Here is a 23,835-nt window from a genome sequence, read left to right as displayed (position 1 = left end):
GCATGGACAACGTGACGAATACGCTGAGACAAGCTTACGATAAATACGCGGAAGAACGGGACCAATCGCGGATGGCGCCTTGGAAGTTCGAGGTGCGCCAGCAATTCCTGCACTCGCTGCTGGAGGAAGATAAAAATTCGATTCTGGAAATCGGGGCAGGGACGGGGCGAGACGGGCTTTATTTTCAGGAAAACCAGTTCGAGGTCGTGTGCGTCGATCTGTCCTCCGAGATGGTGCGGCTGTGCAAGGAGAAAGGGCTCGATGCGCGGCAGATGGACATTCGCGAGCTGGCGTTCGACGACTGGCAATTCGACAGCGTCTATGCGATGAACAGTCTGCTGCATATTCCGAAGGCGGAAATCGGAGACGTGCTGGCGAGTATTCATCGGGTGCTGAAACCGGGAGGGCTGTTCTTCTACGGCGTATACGGAGGAGAGAGCTCCGAGGGCGTATGGGACAAAGACGCCTATGAGCCGAAGCGGTTTTTCGCGATGTACACGGACGAGGAACTGCAGGCGCTGGCATCGCCGCTGTTCGGCGTGGAGGAATTTCACACGGTGCCGATGGGGGAAGGTTCGCCGCATTTTCAGGCGTTGTTGCTCCGGAAGCCGGGCGAGTAGGGCAAGGGGGATATCGATGGCGAAGCAGAAATATTACGTCGTGTGGGTAGGCAGGGAGCCCGGGATCTACGTGACGTGGCCGGAGTGCCAGAAGCAAGTCGATCAGTTCGAGGGCGCCAAGTACAAGTCGTACGAGTCGAAGGCGGAAGCCGAGGTCGCATACGGGGCCGGGTGGAAAAGGAGCTTCGGACAAGCGGCTAAAGCGTCGGGCGGGGCTGGAGGTGCGAAGTCTTCAGGCGGAGTGGCGTCCAAAGAACCAATCGACTACAACAGCATCTCCGTCGACGTCGGAACGGCCGGCAATCCGGGTCCGGTCGAGTACAAAGGCGTGGATACGCAGACCGGCGAAGTCCTGTTCTCCGTCGGTCCGATCAGCAAGGGGACGAACAATCTCGGCGAGTTCCTCGCGATCGTGCACGGACTCGCATACTTGCAGAAGCAAGGGAGCAACAAGACGGTCTACAGCGACTCGATGAACGCGATCAAATGGGTCAAGGAGAAGAAAGTCGCCTCGACGCTCGTCCGCGACGAATCCACCTCCGAAATCTGGGGCCTCGTAGACCGCGCCGTCCAATGGTTGAAGACGAACAAGTACCCGAATAAGGTGACGAAGTGGCAGACCAAAGAGTGGGGCGAGATCAAGGCGGACTACGGTCGGAAGTGAGGGGCGCTGGGCTCAAGCGGCTTCCATTAACGTTCAAACGTAAAAAGCAGCCTGCCGGAATGGGCAAGGCTGCTTCACGCGCTGAAGAAGACCGTCACAAGTTCCTTTAATACCCTACTAGATCCCTTTCAAAACATAAGGTACGTCCAACGGTTGAATATGAGGAAGCGGTCTCCATTTGTTCTTGCCCGTTACTTCTTCGTAGCTGCCATCTTTTAAGCTAAGATAGATGCTATACTCAAGATCAATTTCGATGTCCCCGTTGTGTAATAAAGACTCCCATTCAATCCATGAACTTCCTTTCGGAAAAACGAACGCAATGCCGTCTGTTTTTCCAAAGCCCTTCTCAGAGACCTTTGCACTAAAATGAATAAACTCGTAATCGGTTCTAGTCGTGCTGGCAGCTACTTTAGCGACAACATTTGTTTTTGACGCATTTGCGTATTCAAAATAACCATACGCTTTGGTCGGATTAGAAGAAATCGAGTGTTTGAATGGCTTCGAGACCTTCGGTTCTATTTCATGCTTCGGATCCCAAAAGTAATCTCTCATGAAAAAGTCGTTTAGATCATCTGAATAATATACATCGATGGCGCTAATTACACGGTATCCTTTGTCGGCACGATATGGCTTTGACGTCCAATCGATAATACCGTCCTTATCCGAGTCGTAGATGACTTTTTTGTCTTCAGGCCCGTCTGGGTCTATGCTTATAACAAAGTTGGTCATTTTCATAGTTGTTCTGTTAGGCCTAGTTGAAATCGCCCTAGAAGTGGCAATAATTTGCCTCTTATCAGTGTCAGCATAGGAGACTTTGAGATTTGTAATGTAGGTAACTCCGCTTATTTCGGCCGAAGCGGGAATGGCTGCTATCAGCAACGACGCTGCCACCATGAATGCCAAAGCCAATTTTCCGATTTTAAGCCTTACTGTTGTCAACATGATTTAATTCTCTCCTTTTGTCGTCTTATTCTGCGACTCATGATGGTTTACAACGGTTCATTCGCCTCTTTCACCTACTGGATCCCTTTCAAAACAAATGGTACTTCTAACGGTTTAAGAACGCTATCTGGTGTGTTTCGAGTCAACGGTCTCCATTTGCGCGCATCCGTTACTTCTTCGTAGCTGCCATCTTTTAAACGAAGAGAGAAGCTATACTCAAGATCAATTTCATTGTTCCCATTGTGCATTAGCGACTCCCATTCAATCCACGAAATTCCTTTCGGAAAAACGAACGCAATGCCGTCTGTTCTTCCAATGCCCTTATCAATGACATCTGCCCGAAAATCAATAAACTCGTAGTCGGTTCTAGTCGTGCTGGCAGCTACTTTAGCGACAACCTTTGTTTTTGACGCATTAGCGTATTCAAAATAACCATACGCTTTTGTCGGATTAGACGACTCCGAGTATTTGAATGGCTCCGAGACCTTCGGTTCCATTTGATGCTTCGGATCCCAAAAGTAATCTCTAACGAAAAAGTCGTTTACTCCATTTGAATAAAATACAACGATGCCGCTAATTAAACGGTATCCTATGTCGGCACGATGTCTATTTGACGTCCAATCGATAATACCGTCCTTATCCAAGTCGGAAATAAATTTACTGTCTACAAGCTCGCCTGTATCTAAGCTTTGAAGATAGTTGGTCATTTCCATGATTTTTCTGTTAGGTCTAGTTGAAATCGCCTTAGAAGTGGCAACAATTTGCGTGTGAGCGGCGTCGGCAAATGCGACTTTCAAATTTGAAATGTAGGTAGCTCCGCTTATTTCGGCCGAAGCAGGAATGGCCGATACCAGCAATGATGCTGCCACCATGAATGCCATAGCTAGCTTTCCAAATTTATACCTTACTGTTTGCAACATGATTTAATTCTCTCCTTTTCGATGGCCTGCGAATCAAAACTAGGTTTGAATTAGCATTAGCGAATAAAGTCGAATACTGCCTTTTTATTTCTATAAATTAACATTAAATGAAGCATCAATCCATATTGTATATTTAGTACCAGAAAATTGTCTATAGTTCCAAAGGCATGAGGATATTTAGGTCTCTGACCGCGAAGAGGGAGGAGGTCGACAAGCTGCTCGGGCTGGAGTTAGGGGCGGAAGTGAGCGACGAGTCTCCGAGCTTCATTCTGTTGCCTTGCCAACGTAAAAAGCAGCCTGCCGGAATGGGCAAGGCTGCTTCACGCGCTGAAGAAGACCGTCACAAGTTCCTTTAATACCCTACTAGATCCCTTTCAAAACATAAGGTACGTCCAACGGTTGAAGAACTCTATTATTAGTAAACCGGACTCCATTTCCTCGTGCCCATTACTACATCGTATTTGCCATCTTTAAAGCGAAGAGAGAAGCTATACTCAAGATCCATTTCGATGTCCCCGTTGTGTAATAAAGACTCCCATTCAATCGATGTATCTCCATTCGGAATAACCAACGAAACGCCGTCTGTTTGTCCAAAGCCCTTCTCAGAGACCTTTGCACTAAAATAAATATACTCGTAATTGGTTCTTGTCGTGCTGGCAGCTACTTTAGCGACAACATTTGTTTTTGACGCATTAGCGTATTCAAAATAACCAATCGCTTTGGTCGGATTTAACGAAAGCGATTGTCTGAATGGCTTCGAGACCTTCGGTTCTATTTCATTCTTCGGATCCCAAAAGTAATCTCTAATGAAAAAGTCGTTTAGTCCATTTAAATAAGATACATCTATGGAACTTTTTATACGGTATCCTCTGTCGGCACGATATCTCTTTGACGTCCAATCGATAATACCGTCCATATCCGAGTCGGAAATGACTGTTCTGTCATCAGGCCCGTATGGGTCTATGCTTGTAACAAAGTTGATCATTTTCATAGTTGTTCTCTTAGGCCTAGTTGAGACCGCTCTAGAAGTGGCAACAATTTGCCTGTGGGTATCATCGGTATATGAGACTTGGAGATTTGTAATGTTGGTAGCTCCACTTATTTCGGCCGAAGCAGGAATGGCTGCTACAAGCAACGACGCTGCCATCATGAATGCCAAAGCCATTTTTCCGAATTTATACCTTACTGTTGTCAACATGATTTAATTCTCTCCTTTTGTCGTCTTATTCTGCGACTAATGATGGTTTGCAACGGTAAATTCGCTTCTCTCACCTCCTATTTTAATCCAGCCATCGCCTCGTCGACTGCCGCTTGGCCTTGTTGCTCCACTTGCTCAAGCGCCTCTTCGATCGTCAGCTCGCCCGCAATCGCGCGATCGACAAAGCCTTGCGCCACCGCTTTAAATGCGTTGATCACATCGATGTTCATCGCCGAATAGGGGTCAACTTGATTGGACTGAGCTTTAAGCGCGTACAGTGGAGACAGATCGTGTCCGGCGATCGGACTGATGTCTTCTATAACGGCGGGCAAGCCGTAATTCGGCTGCGCCTGCGCGAGGGGCCGATTATTCGTAGAATCACTGACGATGAAATCAACAAGCTTGGCCGCTTCTTCCCGGTGTTGGGATGCTGCCGATATGCCGAAAATATCGAACAACTCATACGCGGTGGAATATTCAGGATTCTCGGGGTTGACCGGTACGGAGACTACACCCCAATCGATCGATCCCCCGCCATCCGGCATCTGGGAATAAGGTTCGAAATTATACGCCGTGTTCTGGGAACCGACTGTCATCGCCGCTTGCTGCGTGAAAAATGCCGGAGCTTGACTGACTTCCTTATTTACCTGGTCTTTGTCCTTGTCGAACACGACGCCAGCCCGGAAAGCCTCTATGGCATAGGTCCATATCTCGCGCCATTGATCCGTGTTCATCGTCACATTGCTCGTCTTGGGATCGATGAAGGGAATCTGCTGCGTCTCTCCCATGCGAAGAATCAAGTTCAGGGTGACCTCTTTGTAATAATTCATTTGGAACCCGTACAACGGCTTGCCGTCTTGAGCCTTTGTCGGAAACCGCATGGCGAGCTGAATCACTTCCTTCCAGCTCATGCCATTCGTTGGATACGGCAATTTATACTGATCGAATAGTTTCTTATTGTAATAGAGCGCTTGGGTATGAAAAGTAGGCGCCAGTCCGTATAGCTGACCGTCCGGCGATGCGGCGCCGATCAAATCGGTGACAATCGGGGATAGCTTGTCCGAAAGCCCTTTACCCTTCTGTAACTGCGACAGGTTGAGCAATTGACCTTTCTCTACCGCTTGCTTATACAGATCCAGGCCGTTCAAATACATGACATCGGTAGGTCCGGCCTGGTTCGCATCGTCTTGGACGACTTGAACGTTAATGCGGGGAAATTTCGTTTTAAAAGCATTGCCGTACATCAGGTTGAATTGCTCGGCGGACGGATAATTCACGGTGAGCGTAACCTGTTTGTCCTTTGAAATCTGACAGCCTGCCAGGACGAGCATTAACAATGCGACGATAACAATTGCGAACTTTGGCATACCGATCGACGGCCTCCGAATCTAGGTTTGAATTAGCGAATAAAGTCGAATTATGTTCATTTATTACTACAAATTTACATAAAATGAAGAGACAAACCATATTGTATATTTCGTACCATAAAATTGTCTATAGTTCCAAAGACACGAGGATATTGAGGTCTCTTGATAGGCAAGGATTTTTTTAACCTATCGGAAAGTATAAAATGGGGGGTTAGAAGCTGCTTATTTTAATAGGGTGGTGTGGGATGAGAACGGATCGTAAACAGACATACCCGGGGGGATATTCGTAGGTGCTAGCGTGATAGTCGCTATCGTGTGACCGTGAATACGTCCGCACAGCGACGGAGTGAACCCCACTTTCTCCGCCAACCAATAGAACCTGCGATAGAACCTGCGATCGTACAGCTATTTCATGGAACCGGTAAGGTGTTAAGTCCATAAATGCAAATGTGCAGGTGATAGCGAGCTGCGTGACTCCATTGAGGGTTTGCAGGACTAATACCTGTAATTTTGCAGGATGAGGGGATAAACGAGCGCTTTCGAGTAGGATTAACTGCAGAATTGCAGGTGCAGCGACTCCAGAGGAGGACAAAGTGTGCGCACCCCCGATGGAGCGGTTTGTAAATGTAAGGTTGATTTTCTTGTAGGTCTCTTGATAATTTCTTCATATTTATCCTGTACAATGGAGAGTAAATAGGTTTCGGATCAAGCGAGAGATGAGGCGCATAACGTGAACAACTATGTCGAGACGAAAGCGACGATTCTCGTCGTCGACGACGAAGAGAAGATGATTGCGTTCATAGCCAGCTATTTGCGCAACGACGGGTATCGAGTCGTGGAGGCATTAAGCGGCGTAGAGGCGCTGGAGAAGCTGCGGCAGGCGCCGAACGTCGATCTGGTGCTGCTCGATTGGATGATGCCGGGCATGAACGGACTGGATACGTGTCGGCAAATCCGGAGTTTCTCGCAGGTGCCGGTCATCTTCCTGACCGCGAAGGCGGAGGAAGTCGACAAGCTGCTCGGACTGGAACTGGGCGCGGACGATTACATGACGAAGCCGTTCTCCATTCGGGAACTGGAGGCGCGTATTCGCGTCGTGCTTAGACGCACGCAATCCCAGCCGCACCGGAATGCGGCAGCGGAGCGGAAGTCCGACGAACTTCTGCAACGGGGAGGGTTGACGATCGACTTGCCCAAGCATGCGGTCAGCGTGCAAGGGCAGCCGGTCCCGTTCACGCCGACGGAGTTCAAGATTCTGCGGACGCTGGCGCAGTCCCCGGGGCGCGTGTACAGCCGTCTGGATTTGCTTGAAATCGCGCTCGGCGAAGAGTATACCGGCTACGAGCGGACGATCGACACGCATATTCGGAACATCCGGCGGAAGATCGAGACGGACTTTTCCAATCCGGCATACATCGTGACGGTTCACGGCGTAGGCTACAAGTTCGGTGATGCCCAATGAAGCTGCGCGCGAAGCTTGCCGTTACCATTGGAATCGTGGCGACCCTTACCGCAATCGCCGCGCTATTGCTCGGATACGCGTGGGGGAGCCATGGAGACGCAGGTAGTCGTTCCCTGCAATATGCGCTTATTCTGCTATTTCTCTTTCTTCTTCTTGGAGCGGCAGCGTTGTGGGTCGCGCAACTGCTCGCGAGCCGGATGCAGCAGCTCGTCGCCGAGGCGCGTCAAGTATCGCTAACCGGCATAGAGAAGGATATCCAAGTCGGCGGCGGGGACGAAATCGCCGAATTGGCCGTCTTGTTCAATCGGGTTTCGAGGGAATGGATCCAAGGGGAAGAAGCGCGCAGTCGGCTCGTCTCGGACGCGGCGCACGAGCTGCGGACCCCTGTGGCGATCTTGCGCGGACATCTGGAGACGATGCTTAAAGGCGCGATGGAGCCTAAGCGAGAGAACCTCGTCTCCCTGCTCGACGAGACGAAGCGGATGTCGCGGCTCATCCAAGAGCTGCAGCAGCTCAGCTTGGCCGAAGCGGGGAAGCTGCGGCTCGATCGCGAATGGATCGATATCAACCTCGTTCTTCGGGAAGTCGTCGATATCCTCTCGGTGGAAGCGGAAGAGAAAAGGATCGGACTCGGCGAACTGGACGCCTTGGCGTGCGAGGTCTACTGCGATCCGTCGCGCATGAAGCAGACGCTGATCAACTTGATCGGCAACGCGATTCGTTATACGCCGGAAGGCGGCAAAGTCGAGATTCGGCAAAGCGCGGAGGCGGACGGCTTCATTCGGATCGAGGTTGCGGATACGGGACCTGGCATCGCGGCCGATAAGCTGCCGTATATTTTCCACCGGTTTAACCGCGCGGATGACTCCCGCAGCCGTTCGGCGGGCGGGACCGGCCTAGGTCTCGCGATCGCCAAGCAATTCGTCGAAGCGCACGGCGGCACGTTGAACGTCGCAAGCGAGATCGGAAGCGGTACGGTGTTCGTGCTGAGGCTTCCCGTCTTTCCGGCAGCGTAACCCATTCATTGTGAAACGAGGGAATCGGCATGAAGGATCAGCCAGTACTGCTCGAAGCGCAAGCCGTTCGCAAAATATACGGAATCGGAGATCAAGCGATCGAAGCGGTAAAGAACGTAAATTTCGAGCTGCGCCGCGGCGAGATCGTCTCGATTATGGGACCGTCCGGTTGCGGCAAAACGACGCTGCTCAACTGTCTGGCCGGCATGGACGACGTCACCTCGGGGAGCGTTCGGATGGAAGGATTTCAGGTTTCCGGACTTGCCGAACGGGCACGGGACGCTTTTCGCGCGAAGTACCTCGGCTTCGTCTTTCAATTTTATAACCTGGTGCCCGTGCTTAGCGCGGTCGAGAACGTCGAGCTTCCGCTTCTATGCAACGGAGTCGCCAGATCGGCTGCGAGAGAGAGGTCGCTTCAAGCGCTGACGCGGGTCGGTCTCAGAGACCGGGCGAACCATCGCCCGGACGAATTGTCGGGCGGGCAGCAGCAACGCGTCGCCTTGGCGCGGGCGATCGTGCACCAGCCGAGAATCGTATTCGCGGACGAGCCTACGGGGGCGCTCGATGGCGACAGCAATGCGATGGTCATGGATTTGATCGATCATATCAACCGGCACGACGGGATTTCCTTCGTTATCGTGACCCATAACCCGAAGGTGTCGGGTTACGCCCACCGTACGCTGTACATGGACAACGGCAAGCTCATATCGGAGCGTCGGTCTGTTTCTGCGGAGGAGAGGGCCCTGACGCCATGATGCTGCTTATCGGATTGACGCCGCTCGTCCTATTGCTGCTATACGTCGTATGGCTAAACCTTCGTTTTCCCCATATTCGGCGCATCGCCGCAAGAGAGGCATTGCTGAACAAGCCGACAACGTTGCTGACGATCGTCGGTCTGTCGATCAGCACCGCGTTGATAACGCCGTTGCTGTCCATGCTGACGACTTATTCCGCGAGTACGGATCGGTTCGTCAGGGAACATCTCGGCAATATCGCTTACGAAGTTCCAGCGATCCAACAACCCGTTCTACCGAACCATTATTACGAACCGGAAGATATGCGGTCCATGCTGCAGTCCGTAAGCGGCGAGGCGTCGGACCTGCTGCCGATCATCTCTTACGCCCTCACGCTCAGCAGAGGATCGGACGCGTCTACGGAACGGTTATTGCCGAGCGTTCTCGTCGTCGGGACAGATATGGCGCAAGCATTGGACTGGGATCCCGGGCTGCGGGAGCTGAACTGGCCCGAACGGCTAGCCGAGGACAGAATCATCCTCTCCTCGGCTGCAGCGAACCAGTTGAACGCCAAACCGGGGGACAGCGTGCGCGTTCTGGATTTGGACAATCGCAAAGTCGGCTTTATCGTCGACCGCGTCGTCGCGGAGCGGGGGCTGACCGGGTATCTCGGCGTTCAGCGTGCCGAGGCTACGGCGATCGTCAGTGCGGATGCCGCGCGCAAGCTGTTCCATCTGCCTGAAGATACTTATACGAGCGCGGTCGGCTCCTCTTTCCCCGCGCCGCCTTGGCAGACCGTTTACGTCAAGGAAGAGGCGGTCCGGACGGCCTCGGACGCGAACCCGACGTCTTACGCGGCCTATTTCTTCGGCGTTCCGATCATTAACGCGTTCGTCATGAGCATCATTCTGACGATCAATCTGTTCCGGTTAATCGCGGAAGAGCGCAAGACGGGAATGAGAACGATGCGTACGCTCGGGGTGAGCCGGCTGGATTTGAAGCGGATCATGCGGCTGGAAGCGCTCTATTGCGCCGGATTGGCTTGCTCGATAGGCGGACTGGCGGGTGCGGCGCTAACGGCGTGGATTGTCAAAGGGTACAGTCGGTTTTTCGATTTCGCGGGGGAATCGGAACTTCTCTTGAACCCCGGTACTCTCATCGAGTCGGCCATCATCGGCATGTCGCTCGGGGTCGGCGTCGTATTCGCGTGCATGTGGGTCGTCTCTCAACGCGCGCTCTCCTATCGGGAGATGGGGACGGTCCACGCCAAGCGACGCGTCGCGCAGACCTCTTCAGGATCTCATCTGCATGCCGGGCTGTCGGGCATACTGTTGCTGCTCGTTGTATTCCTTGTCTCGTTAACGGCCATTCCATCCGTTAGGGAGGCTTGGTTCGAGGGCGGCGACTTCGCAACGATGTCGATCACCGCATTCCTATTGATCGTCCCTGGAATCGGTTACGCCGGGGTCAGATGGCTGGAATGGACGTGCCGGATTGCGCTCGCGGTGCTTCGCAGAGCTTCCGGCGCTTTCGGCATGCTGAATTTGGGGCTGTCCCAACTGAAGGCTAACCGGGTTCGGACGGGACTGTTATTGATTCTCTTCTGCTCCGTATCTTGCTTGGCGAGCTTCTCCACGGTGCTGGCCGACTACAATAATCGGCTCATCGAGCAGACGGATAGCAGAACGGCGACCGGCGGCTTCGATTATTATGCGGAAGACATCCGGGTTGTCTCTTCGGAGCAATTGCTCGTCGCGCTGAACGAAGTCGGATTTCCGCAAGAGGAGTTTCCGCAAGCGGCTTCGCTCGTGCGACTTCCGTGGGAGGAGTCGGAGTGGAGAGGCTACATGATAGGCGGCGTCGACGCCGCTTACGCGAGCGCCAACGAGCTTCCGATTGTTCCCGATTATTCAGGGGAAAGCCATGCAAGCGACCCATGGATGACGCTGCTCGAAGATCCCGACGCGATTATCGTATCGACCGGCGCGCTAAGCTTCCTGGGCGGTTGGGGCCTGTTCGGGGCGCAAGAGGCGACGACCGTGACGTTCAATGTGAATGGGCATGAGGTCAGCAAGCGAATCGTAGGTGTAGTAGACGACGAACGGCTCTCGTATCCTGCGCAACCTGGGATTTGGATGAACGCCCATGAAGTTCTCCGGCTAGGAGAGAGAGCGAAAAAGCGGCATTCCGCGATCTTCCTCCGCTTCGATAACGCCGAGCTTGCGCGGCAATGGCAGAGCGATACCGCGACGGCGCTCGCCCGGTTCAACGTATCGCCTCTTAACAGCGCCGTGAATGAGAACGCCGGTTATTTCCTTAACATCGGACTGTTGCTGAGTTTGTTCGAACGCTTTAACCTGGTTGCTCTCGCAATCGGAATCACGGGTCTTGCGGTCGTGACGCTTCGCGCGGCGAAGCTCAGAAAACGGGAGCTTGGCGTGCTAAGAAGCATCGGCATCCCGCCGCGACTGCTTCGCATGTATATATGGACGGAGGGCTTCCTGACGGGCGCTTTCGGTTCATTGCTCGGTTATGCCGCCGGCGGGTACTTCGCTTACGCGATTTGCGAGCCTCAATGGCGAATCGATGCCGCGGGAACGAACTTCGTCCCGCCGACGCCGCGATTGTTTATCGTACTGGCGATTATTCTGTTCACGGTCGCCATGACGACGTTCTGGACCGCCCGATCCGTCTACAAGGTGTCTCCGATCGAATCGACCAAGTATATCCCGTCCTAAAGACGTTCCGCCTTAGCGGGGCGTTTTTTTAACATTTCATAGGCTGCCCTATTTCAATAGGTGATGTGGGATGAGAACGGGTCGAAAAGCGGACATAGAACCTGCGATTGTACAGCTATTTCATAGAACCGGTAAGGTGTTAAATCAACTAAATGCAAATGTGCAGGTGATAGCTAGCCGCGTGACTCCATTGAAGGTTTGCAAGACTAATACCTGCAATTTTGCAGGACGAAAGGTTAAACGAGCGATTTCGGGTAGGATTATCTGCAGAATTGCAGGTATGCAGCGACTCCAGTGGAGGACAAAGTGTGCGAAACCCCGATACAGCGACTCCAGTGGAGGACAAAGTGTGCGAAACCCCGATACAGCGACTCCAGTGGAGGACAAAGTGTGCGAANCCCCGATACAGCGACTCCAGTGGAGGACAAAGTGTGCGGACCTCCGATGCAGCGACTCCAGTGGAGGACAAAGTGTGCGAACCCCCGATGCAGCGACGGAAGTAGGGAGGGCCGTCCATCCTGCTGCGCTCTGACGTACGCTGCCTTTGACGCCAAAAGCGCACTCCGGGAGAGCCGTGACTTTAGCGGTTGAGACGAGCAAGCCCGACCGATCCGAGCAGGATCGGTTTTTTTATGGATACAATCGCATTCCGCGGGTGTTCTTCACACGATCTTCGCATCATTTTCGCACAAACTCGATTTCGTCCCCTCAGAAACTTCAAACGTCCTCTGTAACATAGGAATCGTAAATCAGTGACGAGGAGATGGAATTGTGGCAATGAGAACAAGGTGCGCGCTGTTGTTGCTGGTGGCATTCATGGCTAGCATGCTCGGAGGACGTTCCGCGTTCGCGGACGATGAGGCGTTCTTGGACGAGACGGAGATCGCGGAACCGGCGGCCGAGGACTTCTTCGAAGGATTAGAGGAGATGCAGGAGAACGAGCTCGCGTTCAAGATCGTCAGGCTGGAGGTCGTCGGCGGCAACGCGAAGGTGACCGATGCGCATTTCAAAGCGACGTTGCTGTTCCAGAACACGAGCCCGTATACGATCAAAAACCCGGCGACGTCCGTCGAGCTGCTCGACAAGGAGTTCAATACGGCGGCTTTCGCTAAAGTGAAGTTCGAAGGTGCGTTGAAGCCGGGCCAATCTCAAGGCTTCGTCGCGGAGTTCGACAGCAAGATCGAGGTAACGCCGGGGCAGCGTGTCAAAGAGTTCTCCGTGGAGATGAACGACTACTTGTACGGAGAGAGGATCGACGATGCGTCGGCGATCGAAGACAAGGGTACGTACTTATTCGTGGACGGCAAGCGACTGAAGGTGAAAGTGGCAGATCCGTACGGCTATCAATATGTTCCGGCGAAAAACTTGCTGGAGGCTGCCGGCTTCAAATACGTCTGGGACGCTAAAAAGTCGACGTTCACGGCTACGAAAGGCAAGCTCAAGGTCGAGCACAAAATCGGGTCGAGCACGATGAAGGTGAGCGGTAAAGTCGTAAAGCTGGACAGCGGTCAGACGACTACCTTGAACAAGGTGCCGACGATGTCTCTTAGCGTGCTGAAGTCGATATCCGGCAGCTTCGCGATCGCGAGAGGCGAGCATGACGGCGAGATCATCATCTTGTCCGTAGCGGATCAGGATCTCATTAAATAACGTAAACGGGAGGCGCACATGCGCATGAAAACATGGAAATGGAAACAAATCGGTATTGCATTCGCCTGCGGATCGCTATTCTTCTCCGGTATTGCCATGGCGAAGCAGAGCAATATCTCCGTGTCGTTCGACAAGGCGAAGATATTCGTGAACGGAGCGGACCGCTCGTCGTCCGAGGGGCAATACAATAACAATGGCCAACAAGTACCGGAGTCGCTGCAATACAAAGGCACCACCTATGTGCCGATTCGCATGGTCGGCGAGTTGCTCGCGCAGCCGGTCTATTGGGAAGAAGCGACGAAGTCGATATGGATCGGCGAGACGTACGTTCCGATTATTAACGCGACTGGAACCGTTATCGGCAAAGCGCTGCTGTCCGCGGCCGAAGGCGGCGTGAAGGTCCGTCTCGAAGCGAAGGGACTCTCAGAGGGCAAGCACGGCTTCCATCTGCATGAGAAGCTGATCGAGAACAACGATTTCAAGACGGCCGGCGGACACTACAATCCCGATACGAAGAAGCACGGCCACGACAATCCGGAAGGACACCACGCAGGAGACTTCCCGAATCTCGTCGCGGATGCCGACGGCTCGGTGAACGCGGAATTCGTTCTAGAAGGCCTGACGCTGGAGAAGGGCGCGGATCGGTCGGTGTGGGGCAAATCGTTCATCATTCACGCGACGGAAGACGACTATAAGACGGACCCATCCGGCAATTCCGGCGATCGCATCGCCGGCGGCAATATTCGATAAGGGCGGCACAGCGTCTATGTCTATGACACCTTGGATGCCCTGGATGAGGAGATTCGGAATTTCTTTCGCCGCCGCGCTATTATCGGGTTTGCTGTTCGGAGTTCTGCTGCGCGTCGTCATGGGCATCATCGCGCTTGCTTATCCCGAGATGGCCTCGGGCTTTCACTGGGAAGCGTTGCTGATGCTTACGGTGCTTGGCATGTTGTTCACGCTGGGGAACAGCTTGATCTTCACGTGCGTAATGCCTGTGTTGCCGGATAGGTGGGCGACAAGAGGGCTGAGTTACGGTGTCGCGAACGCGGCTGTCATCGGGACTCCGTTCTTCCTGTCCAATCCGGGCGGCGAGTTGTTCGGACCGCAGGCGTTCCTGGGCGTCTCGCTGTTCACGTTGTTGTTCGTCTGGGGTGGCGTAAGCTTATCCTGGACAGTCGACAAGCTCGAACGATGGGTGGCGGTTGGACGAATCGGGCGCACTCGGTTTACGTACGCGAGCTTCATCGTATTGATCGTGCCCGCGATCATCATCCTGTTCAACATCGGACGCGAGATGTTCACGGAGATCATCCCGGAAATACGGAACCATTGGTAGCGGCAGAGCCGTTCTCGTCGAAAGACGAGAGCGGCTTTTTATATTTGAGCACTAGTCTATAACCGACGGGAATTGACAAATTATTTCCTCGGAAATGATAGCTTATCCCTTCGGTTATTGCGTCTGCCGCTGCTTCCGGTAATCGATCGGCGTGCAGCCTGTTTCCTGCTTGAAAAACTTCGAGAAATGGGGATAGTTCGCATAGCCGACTTTGCGGGCGATGTCGTGTACCGACCACTTGGTCGTTTCCAGCCATTGCTTGGCCGTCTGAATACGGGCTTGGATAATGTACGTGCCCAGAGAGACGCCGATTTCCTTCTTGAACAGCCGAGCCAGATAGTCGGGGTTCAAGTAGACGACTTCGGCGAGGCTGATCCGCGTAAGATCGTCGCCAAGATGCGCATGGATATGCCGGGTGATCTGCGCGACGACGGAAGTCGGGGCGGCCGCGAAGTCGCGGTATTCCATCGCGGTGCGAAGCAAGTAGGCGAGATACTTCTCCATGTCCTCGATGGAGTGCAGCGATTGCGAGAACAACTGGTCATGCGTCCGTCCGGCGTACAGCTTGTGCGCTTGGATTTCTTGGCTCTTAAGATAGGCGTACACGAGCTGCGCGATATCGAGCCGGAACTGGCCGAGCACGGACACGCTCACCTCTTGCCCCCGGACGAGACGGTGCAAGTACCGGGATGTCTCGTCCAAGAAGGCCGCAGCGTCGTTCGCGTTCAGCAATTCGTCGAGCAGCTTCAGGTCGGGCGGAGCGTAGGCGGCTTGCCTTTCCTCGTCATGGCCGAGGACGAGCACGCGGTTACGATGCTTGATGCGTTCCTCGTTCGCCCGGATCAAGGAACGCATCTCGCGGTGGACATCACTCAGCCGAGCGGGACGAGCGATCGTACAGCAAGCGTCGCTCTTCAAGATCCGGTTCGCGACGGGAAGGAATGCTTCGCAGAGTTTCGCGGCTTCTAGGGCGCGCTCGGCCTCAAGATCCGTTGCACGCACGATGGCGATCCAATTGAACGGCTTGTATTCGAAGATCGCTTCCGCGGTCGCGGCAAGTTGCTGGAACGACTCGTTCAGCACGTTGAGCAGCGCGAAATCGAACAGTCCTTTATCGTCTTTGCCTAAGCTCTTATCGTAAGGAAAAATAGTGAACAGCAGGGGCAGGAAGACGTCTTCTTGCCCATAAGACAGGTTGCGTTCGGCGATCGCGTCGGCGATAGCCGTAGCTTTCAGCTCCTTCGCCTCCGTCGCGAGCTTCCGCCAGAAGTGTTCGATCACCGTCTTCTCGCTTTTCTTCCAATAGATCCCTTCCCGGATCGCCTTCTCGTTCTCCGCCTGCTCGCGAACGCGCGCAATCGCCTTCCGGATAATGAGCGTCAGCTTGGCGAATTCGATCGGCTTCAGGAAGTATTCGAAGCTGCGCAGCTCGATCGCCTTCTGCGCGTAGTTGAAGTCGGCGTAGTTCGTCAAGAAGATCGCCTGCGCCTCGTGCTTTTCCTCACGCATCCAAGCGAGCAGATCGAGGCCGCTGCCCTGCGGCATCTCGATGTCGCAGATCAGGATGTGAACCGGCTCCCGTTCCAGCAGCTCGCGCGCTTGCGCGACGTTACTGGCGGTGTAGACGCGCTCGATGCCGAGCGCCGGCCAATCGATCTTCTTCGTAAGCGCCGTAATGACGAAGTAGTCGTCGTCCACGAGCAAGACGTTCATCGCGCAACCCTCCTAGTATTCTTCGTACGGCAAGTCGAACCCTACGCGTGCGCCGCCCGTCGCCTCGTTCGAGAAACCGACGCGCGCTTCCTTGCCATACAGCAGTTCCAGCCGCTGAAGCGTGTTCATAATCCCGATATGGGTGCCTTTCGATTGATCGAGCGGCTCGCCGAGCGACAACTTCGCAAGCACGTCGGCCGGGAAGCCCGGACCGTCGTCGGAGACGCGGATGCGCAACCGCTTCCCGCTTTCGCCGGCGAACGAGTCGACCTCGACGCGAATGTGCGCCTCTTTGTCGCGCGACACGGCGTATTTGACCGCATTCTCGATGAACGTCATGATCGCGAGCGGCGGGATTTTCGCGTTGCCGATCTCGTCCTTGTCCGAGGGCAGGATCGCGTACGAAAACGCGTCCCGGTAACGATGCCGCTGAATGTGCAAGTACGTCCCGGCGTGATCGAGCTCATCCTCGAGCCGCACGAAATCTTGTCCCTGCTGGACAATGTAGCGGAAGTACTTAGACGTCGAAATCGCCATCTGCTCGATGCCTTCGTACATTTGCATTTGCGCCATACTATGGATCGTCGTCAGGCAATTCAGGAAGAAGTGCGGGTTGATCTGCAGCTTCATATAGTCGAGCTGGATGCGCTGCTTTTCCATTTCCCGCTCATAGATGTGAATTTTGAACGACCGGATTTGCTCGGCCAAGTATTTGAACTGCGCGTTTGCTTGCTCCAGTTCGACGATTTTGCTGCTTTTGAAGTCGAGCGGCCGATCGTCGTCGTTCAGGAGCGCGAGATTTTTAGCGAAGCTCTGGATCGGCTTCAACACGCGGCGGTTAAAAATCAGCATGACGGTGCTCAGCGTGAACGTCACGACGAGCAACAGCAGCATGATGAGCAACTGGGCGATCATGATTTTCTCGAATGCGCCGAACTTGATCGTCATCTTCACGCTAAGCGCGGCGTTCGAGAACGACTTGGTTACGTTGGAGCGGGATGGCGCGCCGCCGGCAGCCGGGTTGACAAGGTTATGCCCGTCGGCGTCCGCCAGTATAGCTTGGCCATTCGCTCCGAGGTTGATTTCGCTTAGCGGACGAATCAGATCTTCGGCCGAGATCAGGCCGATCAAATAGCGGTCGTAGAACGGCACGATATTGATGACGTAATAGGTACCGTTGATCTGTACCGGCGTCCAGCGAGAATAATACTGCTGGTAGACGATGCGATCGTTCGTATACGAATCGATCTGCCGTTTGAGCGCCAAGTAGTCGGTATAGTTCAGGGTCATCGGGCCGCTGTTGGCGAAGAAGTTATGTTCCTTCAAATAAAGAAAAAAGTTGTACTGTTGCCCGTAATTTTTCTGCAGCTCGGAGAACCGTTTGTATAGCGTGGTGTTCGCGTCACGGAACGCGGCCGAATCGGCGTCGGCGGCGGCCATCGTCTTAACGCTCTCGTCGTTGACGAGCGTCCAGCCCATATAGTGGTTCATATATTCGAAGTCGTGGTTGATCCGGTCGATGTACAAGTCGGCTGCATCCTCCAGATAGCTGGAAGATTGCTGGCGGACAATCGACACCGCGACGAAACTGATAATCCCGTCCAGCGCGAGCGCCGTAGAGAGGATGAGCAGCATAATTCTCAAATAATGCCCGATCGGGTGCGGCTTGCTCTCGGCAAGTTTCTCGGAAGACGGCGGCGCAGGCTTTGCCATAGGCATGAGCAGTCCCTTCTTTTGTGTAAGCGATTTCATTTCCGGTTTATCTACCATTATAGAACGAAAAAACGAAGAAAACATAAGCAGATATTGTCTTGGCGGCTAAAGTCCGGATTGCACATGCGAAAGTCTGAAAAGCGCAACCGTTTCACGGCTGCCGAGGCGAAGCTAGGCCCAAAAAGTCCGTATGACGATAGTGGGACGTCCGGATTCCGTTCGCGGGCTGCTCTACAATAGGGACATAGACATCAAGAGAAGAGGTGAAGGCCATTGAACGCTAGCCGAGCGACGTTCAACGTTCATTACGCATGGCGGCGCATTAGCCGGAACTGGGGGCTGTACTTGCTCCTGCTGCCCGCCGTCGTGCTGTTGCTCTGTTTCACTTACAAGCCGATGTACGGCGTTGTTATCGCCTTCAAGGATTTTAGCCCGGTTAAAGGTATCTCGGAAAGCCCATGGGCGGGCTTCAAATACTTCGAGAAGTTCTTCCATTCCTATCAATTTCCGATCACGATCAAGAACACGGTCGCGATCAGCCTGTACAGCCTCGCGACGTTTCCGATTCCGATCGCGTTCGCGCTGCTCGTCAACCAAATGCGGCAAAACCGGTTCAAGAGGGTATTTCAGACAATCAGCTACATGCCGCACTTCATCTCGACCGTCGTGCTCGTCGGCCTGCTGCTGATCCTCCTGTCGCCGAGCAGCGGCCTGATCGGGCAGCTATACGGGCTTTTCGGCGCCGAAGCGCCGAACGTGATGGGCTCGACGACTTGGTTCAGCAGCGTGTTCGTCTGGTCGGACGTCTGGCAGCATACCGGCTGGGACAGCATTATTTATATCGCCGCTCTGTCGACGGTTAATCCGAGCTTGTACGAGGCAGCCACGATGGACGGGGCAAGCCGGTGGCAGAAAATCCGGTATATCGATATTCCGATGCTGATTCCGACCGTCATTACGCTCCTGATCCTGCGCATGGGCGGCCTGCTGGGCGTCGGCTTCGAGAAGGCGTACCTGATGCAGAATAACCTGAACATCTCGTCCAGCGAGGTCATCTCGACCTACGTGTACAAAATCGGGTTGCTCAGCTCGCAGTACAGCTTTTCCGCGGCGATCAACCTATTCAATACGATGATTAACTTCGCGCTGCTCATCCTCGTGAATTACATGTCCAAAAAATTCAGCGAGAACAGCTTATGGTAACGAGGAGGATGGCTATGAACGCAATAGAAACGGCGGCGCCGGCGCCTCGCAAGCGCGCGTCGGCGGGGGACGTCCTGTTGTACGTATGGGCCGCGCTCGTGCTCGTCGTGCTGCTTTACCCGCTGTACTTTATCGTCATCGCGTCGTTCAGCGATCCGTCCGCTGTCGGCAATGGCCTCGTCTGGCTCTTTCCGCGCGGCTTCACGCTCGAAGGTTACACGGAGCTGCTGAAGCATAGCAACATCTGGATCGGCTATCGCAACACGATTTTCTATACGATTGCCGGTACCGCGATCGGTCTCGCGGTCAACGTGTCGGCGGCGTACGCATTGTCCCGCAGAGATTTGTTCGGCCGCAAGACGCTGTCGTTGTTTTTCATCTTCACGATGTTTTTCAACGGGGGGCTAATCCCTACGTTTCTCGCGATTCGCGATTTCAACTTGTACAATTCGTGGCTGGTCGTCGTGCTGCCGTTCTCCGTCGCCGTCTTCGACATCATCGTGGCGCGCACGTTTTTCCAGACGAGCATTCCGAACGATTTGTGGGAAGCGGCGCAAATCGACGGCTGCGGCAACCTGCGTTATTTTGTCCAGATCGTGCTTCCGCTCTCCAAAGCAATCATCTCGGTGCTCGGGTTATGGATGGCGGTCAGCCAATGGAACTCGTACTTCAACGCGCTCATCTACCTGCGCGACAAAGACCTGTACCCGCTGCAGCTTGTCCTCCGGGACATTCTCATTACGAATCAGATGCAATCGAACATGGGGACCGGCGAGGCGGCGCAAATCGCGCTGCGATTGGCGAACCTGCTGCGCTACTCGGTTATTATCGTCTCGACGATTCCGATCATGCTCGTCTATCCGTTCGTGCAAAAGTACTTCAATAAGGGGGTGATGGTCGGTTCGGTCAAGCAATAAGGCGGGACAACCGCGCAGGCATTCGATATCATCATGATAACGGGGGTAATGTCAATGATTCGATCTTCTTCGAAAAAAACGCTGACGGCCATCGTGCTGGCTTCGATGCTGGCTGGCGTACTGGCGGGGTGCAGCGGCAATAACGATAACGGCGGAAGCGCAAGCAACAACGGCAACGGCGCGAGCGCGGCGGCGCCTTCTGGCAATGAAAGCAACTTCAACGCGGAAGGCCTTCCGATCGTGAAGGAGCCGGTCACGTTGAACGTGCTGACGGTTCGCTGGGGCAACATGGGAGACAGCTTCACGAAGAACGCGTGGCTGCAGAATTTGGAGAAATCCACGAACGTTAAGATTAACTGGGAAGTGAAGTCTTCTAATGACTGGGGCGACCAGAAGGCGATCTTGATGGCGAGCGGAGAGCTGCCGGACATCATCTTCGGCGACATGGCGTTCACCTCGTCCGACATCGTCAACAACCTTGGTTTGTTCCGTCCGCTTGACGACCTTATCGATAAATATATGCCGAACTTACAGGCGGCCATGACGGAGTCGCCGAACATGCGGAAAATCAGCACGTTCCCGGACGGCCAAATTTATTCGCTGCCGGCAAGATTGCCCGCGCGTCCCGCGTCGGCGATGCAGCCGGTCATCAACAAGACGTGGCTCGATAACCTCGGGCTGCCGGTTCCGAGCACGATCGACGAGCTGTACGCGACGTTGAAGGCGTTCAAGGAGAAGGATCCGAACAAGAACGGCAAGCAGGACGAAATCCCTTATAGCGATTCGGCCGACATCGATATGAGCATGTTCATGCCGTTCGGCATTGCGGATCTCATCGGCCTCGGCATGATCATCCAAGACGGCAAGCCGGTCTATTATCCGACTTCCCCTCAATATAAAGAGGCGATCAAGTGGGCGAATAAGCTGTACGCCGAAGGCTTGATCGACAAGGAGACGTTCACGCAGGACGGCACCATGCTGACCGCGAAGCGGCAGAATCCGGACGCCGCGCTGATCGGGTTCACGTACCAATGGACGCCGGACGCCGTATTCGGCAAGTGGAAAGACCAGTACGTCACCATTCCGCCGATCGTCGGTCCGGACGGCAATCGTTATCAGCAGGGCGATCCGAACGGACTTAGCTTCCGCCGCAACGAGCTTCTGATCTCGGCGACGAGTAAGTATGCGGAGATCGCGGCGCGGTGGGCCGACCAGTTCTACGATAACGAGGCGAGCATCCAGAATTTCTGGGGAGCGATCGGATCCTCGATCAGCAAAAACGCCGACGGCACCTATACGCTCATGGATCCGCCGGAAGGCACAAGCGCGGACGCCTGGTATTGGGACAGCTCGACGCGAGACTTCGGTCCGAAGTACGTAAGCCCGAGCTTCGAGCAGAACATCAAGCTCGATCCGTCGACGGGAGACGGCTTGAAGCTGGAGATCGACAAGCTCGGCGCACCGTACGTGGCGACGCCGTATCCGGAAGTCATGTATACGTCCGAGGAATACGAGGAGCTGCCGACGCTGACGACGGACATCGGCGGCTACGTCAAAAGCATGCGCGCTCAATGGATCACGAAAGGCAACATCGACGAAGATTGGGACGCGTACGTGAAGAAGCTGAACGACATGGGACTCGAGAAGCTCGTCAAAATTTACGGCGATGCGTACGCTCGCTATTCGACCGTTAAATAAACGAAACGCATAGCAACGGACTGCCCCGCGGACAGGTTGCCGCGGGGCGGTTCCTTAGAGGCGCGAAACCGCGTCGACATCAAGGAGGCATTCAACATGGACAACGCATTGCGCGTAACGGTATGGAACGAGAACAGGCACGAGAAGGCGAACCCGGTCGTCAGGCAAATTTATCCGCAGGGCATTCACGGCGCGATCGCTGGTTTTCTGAAGGAAGCGGGCTTCGAGACGCGGACGGCGACGTTGGACGAACCGGAGCACGGCTTGACGGACGCGACGCTGGAAAGCACGGACGTGCTGATCTGGTGGGGCCATCTCGCGCACGGCGAAGTGAGCGACGAGATCGTTCGCAAGGTGCAGCAGCGCGTGTTGGACGGCATGGGGCTGATCGTGCTGCACTCCGGTCACTTCTCGAAAATTTTCCGCGCTTTGATGGGCACGGGCTGCGACTTGAAGTGGCGCGAGGCCGACGAGCGCGAACGGCTATGGGTCGTGGCGCCGGGCCATCCGATCGCCGAAGGCATCGGCGAGTACATCGAGCTGGACAAAGAAGAGATGTACGGCGAGCATTTCGATATTCCGGCGCCGGACGAGCTGATCTTCATGAGCTGGTTCGAAGGCGGCGAGGTGTTTCGCAGCGGCTGCGCGTACGCGAGAGGCAGCGGCAAGGTGTTCTACTTCCGCCCGGGCCACGAGACGTATCCGACGTATCATAACAAACAAATTCAGCGCGTTATTGCGAACGCCGTCAAGTGGGCGACGCCCGCGCGTCGCGAACGTCCGATTCGCGGCAATACGCAGCCGCTCGAGACGATCTCAGCGAAGTAATCCGGGCGAGAAGGAGAAAGGGGAAATCATCATGACCAAACATCGGATCGGACTAATCGGGCTTGGCGGCATGGCCTACGAGCACCTTCGTTGGATGAACGCGGAGGGCCGCTTCGAGCTCGTCGCGATCAGCGACGTGAACGCTGAAGCGCTGGAGAAGGCGGGCAAGCAATTCGGCATTCCGGCAGAGAAGAGATACTCCGAGTTCGAGAGATTGATCGCGGATACGGACGTCGATGCGATCGTGGCGGTCACGCCGAACGACTCCCATGCGGCGATCGTTCGGGCGTGTCTGGAAGCGGGCAAGCCGTTCCTGGCGGAAAAGCCGTTCACCCGGGTATTCGAGGAAGCGGAGGAGCTGCTCGAGCTGTACCGGGGCAAGCCGGCGAAAGGCATGATCGGGTTCAGCTACCGTTACACGGCGGCATTCCGTTATGCAAGGGAGCTGATCCGCGAAGGCAAGCTCGGTCCGGTACGCAGCTTCTCGATTCAATATTTGCAAAGTTGGGGAGGCGTGCAGAACGATACGCCGTTCCTGTGGCGCTTCGACAAGCGGGTGACGGGAACGGGTACGCTCGGCGACCTCGGCTCGCATATGATCGACATGGCGCGCTATCTGTTCGGCGAGTTCGAGGAGTTGTCGGCGCAACTTCATACGATCGTGCCGGAGAGACGCGACCCTGCCTCGGGCCGAATGGCGAAAGTCGAAGTCGACGACTTCGCGAGCTTTCAGGCCAGAATGGCGGGAGACGTCTTCGGCGTGTTCCAGACTTCCCGCAACGCGTTCGGTTCGGGCAATCAGCACGAGGCGTCCGTCTACGGCGACTTCGGCACGCTCCACGCGTCGACGCTGAATCCGGACCAGCTTGTCTGGATTCGCCATGACGACACGTCCGGGGAAATCGCGCGTACGACGCTTGACGTGCCGCATCGCTGCAAAACGTCCCAGTACGCCGATTTCGCGGCGATGCTGGACGGAGAAGAGCGCGACGGATTGCCGGGCGTCGTGGACGGCTACCGCAATCAGCAGGTGCTGGATGCCATCGTCCGGGCACACGAGGCGAAACGGACGATTCGTATTTAACGATTAGAGGTATTGCGACGACTGCCGTT

General features: G+C 54.7%; 21 protein-coding genes. 15 read left to right on the top strand and 6 right to left on the bottom strand.

The features are described from left to right. The first annotated feature begins 2 nt into the window (after positions 1 to 2). Positions 3 to 620 (top strand): class I SAM-dependent methyltransferase, encoded by a 618-nt coding sequence (locus COHPA_RS0110750; RefSeq protein ID WP_027086179.1) that lies wholly within the window; start codon positions 3 to 5, stop codon positions 618 to 620. A 16-nt stretch (positions 621 to 636) separates the two neighbouring features. Then, positions 637 to 1,284, top strand: a complete 648-nt coding sequence (gene rnhA / locus COHPA_RS0110745) for a ribonuclease H (protein WP_027086178.1) — start codon at positions 637 to 639, stop codon at positions 1,282 to 1,284. Between the two features lie 117 nt (positions 1,285 to 1,401). On the opposite strand, the gene COHPA_RS0110740 is transcribed toward rnhA, so the two are convergent. Together COHPA_RS0110740 and COHPA_RS0110735 are read right to left on the bottom strand one after the other, a co-directional pair. Beyond that, positions 1,402 to 2,226 (bottom strand): hypothetical protein, encoded by an 825-nt coding sequence (locus COHPA_RS0110740; protein ID WP_027086177.1) that lies wholly within the window; start codon positions 2,224 to 2,226, stop codon positions 1,402 to 1,404. Positions 2,227 to 2,300: 74 nt separating this feature from the next. Then, the gene (locus tag COHPA_RS0110735) at positions 2,301 to 3,146 is read right to left on the bottom strand and encodes a hypothetical protein (RefSeq protein ID WP_027086176.1); all 846 of its coding nucleotides are present in this window, start codon (positions 3,144 to 3,146) and stop codon (positions 2,301 to 2,303) included. Positions 3,147 to 3,313: 167 nt separating this feature from the next. On the opposite strand from COHPA_RS0110735, the gene COHPA_RS0110730 reads away from it, so the two are divergent. Next, on the top strand, positions 3,314 to 3,502 hold the full coding sequence (locus tag COHPA_RS0110730; protein ID WP_027086175.1) for a hypothetical protein: 189 nt from the start codon (positions 3,314 to 3,316) through the stop codon (positions 3,500 to 3,502). 59 nt (positions 3,503 to 3,561) lie between these two features. On the opposite strand, the gene COHPA_RS0110725 is transcribed toward COHPA_RS0110730, so the two are convergent. Both COHPA_RS0110725 and COHPA_RS0110720 read right to left on the bottom strand, forming a co-directional pair. Next, the gene (locus COHPA_RS0110725; RefSeq protein ID WP_027086174.1) at positions 3,562 to 4,344 is read right to left on the bottom strand and encodes a hypothetical protein; all 783 of its coding nucleotides are present in this window, start codon (positions 4,342 to 4,344) and stop codon (positions 3,562 to 3,564) included. Positions 4,345 to 4,421: 77 nt separating this feature from the next. Beyond that, positions 4,422 to 5,711: an ABC transporter substrate-binding protein gene (locus COHPA_RS0110720; protein WP_027086173.1), complete on the bottom strand. Its 1,290-nt coding sequence runs from the start codon at positions 5,709 to 5,711 to the stop codon at positions 4,422 to 4,424. A 730-nt stretch (positions 5,712 to 6,441) separates the two neighbouring features. Between COHPA_RS0110720 and COHPA_RS0110715 the strand changes: the two genes are divergently transcribed. The 7 genes from COHPA_RS0110715 (at position 6,442) to COHPA_RS0110685 (ending at position 14,650) form a co-directional block, all read left to right on the top strand. Next, positions 6,442 to 7,173, top strand: a complete 732-nt coding sequence (locus COHPA_RS0110715; RefSeq protein ID WP_027086172.1) for a response regulator transcription factor — start codon at positions 6,442 to 6,444, stop codon at positions 7,171 to 7,173. Next, positions 7,170 to 8,189, top strand: coding sequence for a sensor histidine kinase (locus COHPA_RS0110710; protein ID WP_027086171.1), 1,020 nt, complete (start codon positions 7,170 to 7,172; stop codon positions 8,187 to 8,189). The genes COHPA_RS0110715 and COHPA_RS0110710 overlap by 4 nt, the downstream gene beginning before the upstream one ends. A gap of 29 nt (positions 8,190 to 8,218) precedes the next feature. Beyond that, positions 8,219 to 8,944, top strand: coding sequence for an ABC transporter ATP-binding protein (locus COHPA_RS0110705; RefSeq protein WP_027086170.1), 726 nt, complete (start codon positions 8,219 to 8,221; stop codon positions 8,942 to 8,944). Further along, positions 8,941 to 11,661: an ABC transporter permease gene (locus COHPA_RS0110700; protein ID WP_027086169.1), complete on the top strand. Its 2,721-nt coding sequence runs from the start codon at positions 8,941 to 8,943 to the stop codon at positions 11,659 to 11,661. The genes COHPA_RS0110705 and COHPA_RS0110700 overlap by 4 nt, the downstream gene beginning before the upstream one ends. Positions 11,662 to 12,438: 777 nt before the next feature. Then, complete coding sequence (locus COHPA_RS0110695) at positions 12,439 to 13,311, top strand: stalk domain-containing protein (RefSeq protein ID WP_027086168.1); 873 nt, start codon at positions 12,439 to 12,441, stop codon at positions 13,309 to 13,311. A gap of 24 nt (positions 13,312 to 13,335) precedes the next feature. Beyond that, entirely contained in the window at positions 13,336 to 14,061 is a 726-nt protein-coding gene (locus tag COHPA_RS0110690; RefSeq protein ID WP_156926640.1) for a superoxide dismutase family protein, read from the top strand. A gap of 43 nt (positions 14,062 to 14,104) precedes the next feature. Next, positions 14,105 to 14,650, top strand: a complete 546-nt coding sequence (locus COHPA_RS0110685; RefSeq protein WP_027086166.1) for a hypothetical protein — start codon at positions 14,105 to 14,107, stop codon at positions 14,648 to 14,650. 114 nt (positions 14,651 to 14,764) lie between these two features. Here COHPA_RS0110685 and COHPA_RS0110680 read toward each other — a convergent pair whose 3' ends face one another. Both COHPA_RS0110680 and COHPA_RS0110675 read right to left on the bottom strand, forming a co-directional pair. Then, the gene (locus COHPA_RS0110680; protein ID WP_027086165.1) at positions 14,765 to 16,363 is read right to left on the bottom strand and encodes a helix-turn-helix domain-containing protein; all 1,599 of its coding nucleotides are present in this window, start codon (positions 16,361 to 16,363) and stop codon (positions 14,765 to 14,767) included. A 12-nt stretch (positions 16,364 to 16,375) separates the two neighbouring features. Continuing rightward, the gene (locus tag COHPA_RS0110675) at positions 16,376 to 18,082 is read right to left on the bottom strand and encodes a sensor histidine kinase (RefSeq protein WP_027086164.1); all 1,707 of its coding nucleotides are present in this window, start codon (positions 18,080 to 18,082) and stop codon (positions 16,376 to 16,378) included. A 267-nt stretch (positions 18,083 to 18,349) separates the two neighbouring features. On the opposite strand from COHPA_RS0110675, the gene COHPA_RS0110670 reads away from it, so the two are divergent. The 5 genes from COHPA_RS0110670 to COHPA_RS0110650 all read left to right on the top strand — a co-directional run bounded on the left by COHPA_RS0110670 (position 18,350) and on the right by COHPA_RS0110650 (position 23,806). Next, a complete protein-coding gene (locus COHPA_RS0110670) occupies positions 18,350 to 19,279 on the top strand; it encodes an ABC transporter permease (RefSeq protein ID WP_027086163.1) in 930 nt (309 codons plus the stop codon). Between the two features lie 14 nt (positions 19,280 to 19,293). Beyond that, the gene (locus COHPA_RS0110665; protein WP_027086162.1) at positions 19,294 to 20,196 is read left to right on the top strand and encodes a carbohydrate ABC transporter permease; all 903 of its coding nucleotides are present in this window, start codon (positions 19,294 to 19,296) and stop codon (positions 20,194 to 20,196) included. A gap of 54 nt (positions 20,197 to 20,250) precedes the next feature. Beyond that, on the top strand, positions 20,251 to 21,894 hold the full coding sequence (locus COHPA_RS0110660) for a type 2 periplasmic-binding domain-containing protein (RefSeq protein ID WP_027086161.1): 1,644 nt from the start codon (positions 20,251 to 20,253) through the stop codon (positions 21,892 to 21,894). Between the two features lie 96 nt (positions 21,895 to 21,990). After that, positions 21,991 to 22,722, top strand: a complete 732-nt coding sequence (locus COHPA_RS0110655) for a ThuA domain-containing protein (RefSeq protein WP_027086160.1) — start codon at positions 21,991 to 21,993, stop codon at positions 22,720 to 22,722. A gap of 31 nt (positions 22,723 to 22,753) precedes the next feature. Next, positions 22,754 to 23,806: a Gfo/Idh/MocA family protein gene (locus COHPA_RS0110650; RefSeq protein ID WP_027086159.1), complete on the top strand. Its 1,053-nt coding sequence runs from the start codon at positions 22,754 to 22,756 to the stop codon at positions 23,804 to 23,806. Positions 23,807 to 23,835: the final 29 nt, after the last annotated feature.

It is taken from the genome of Cohnella panacarvi Gsoil 349, from assembly GCF_000515335.1.
In the GTDB taxonomy this organism is placed as follows: domain Bacteria; phylum Bacillota; class Bacilli; order Paenibacillales; family Paenibacillaceae; genus Cohnella; species Cohnella panacarvi.
This window is presented reverse-complemented; position numbering and strand designations above follow the sequence as displayed.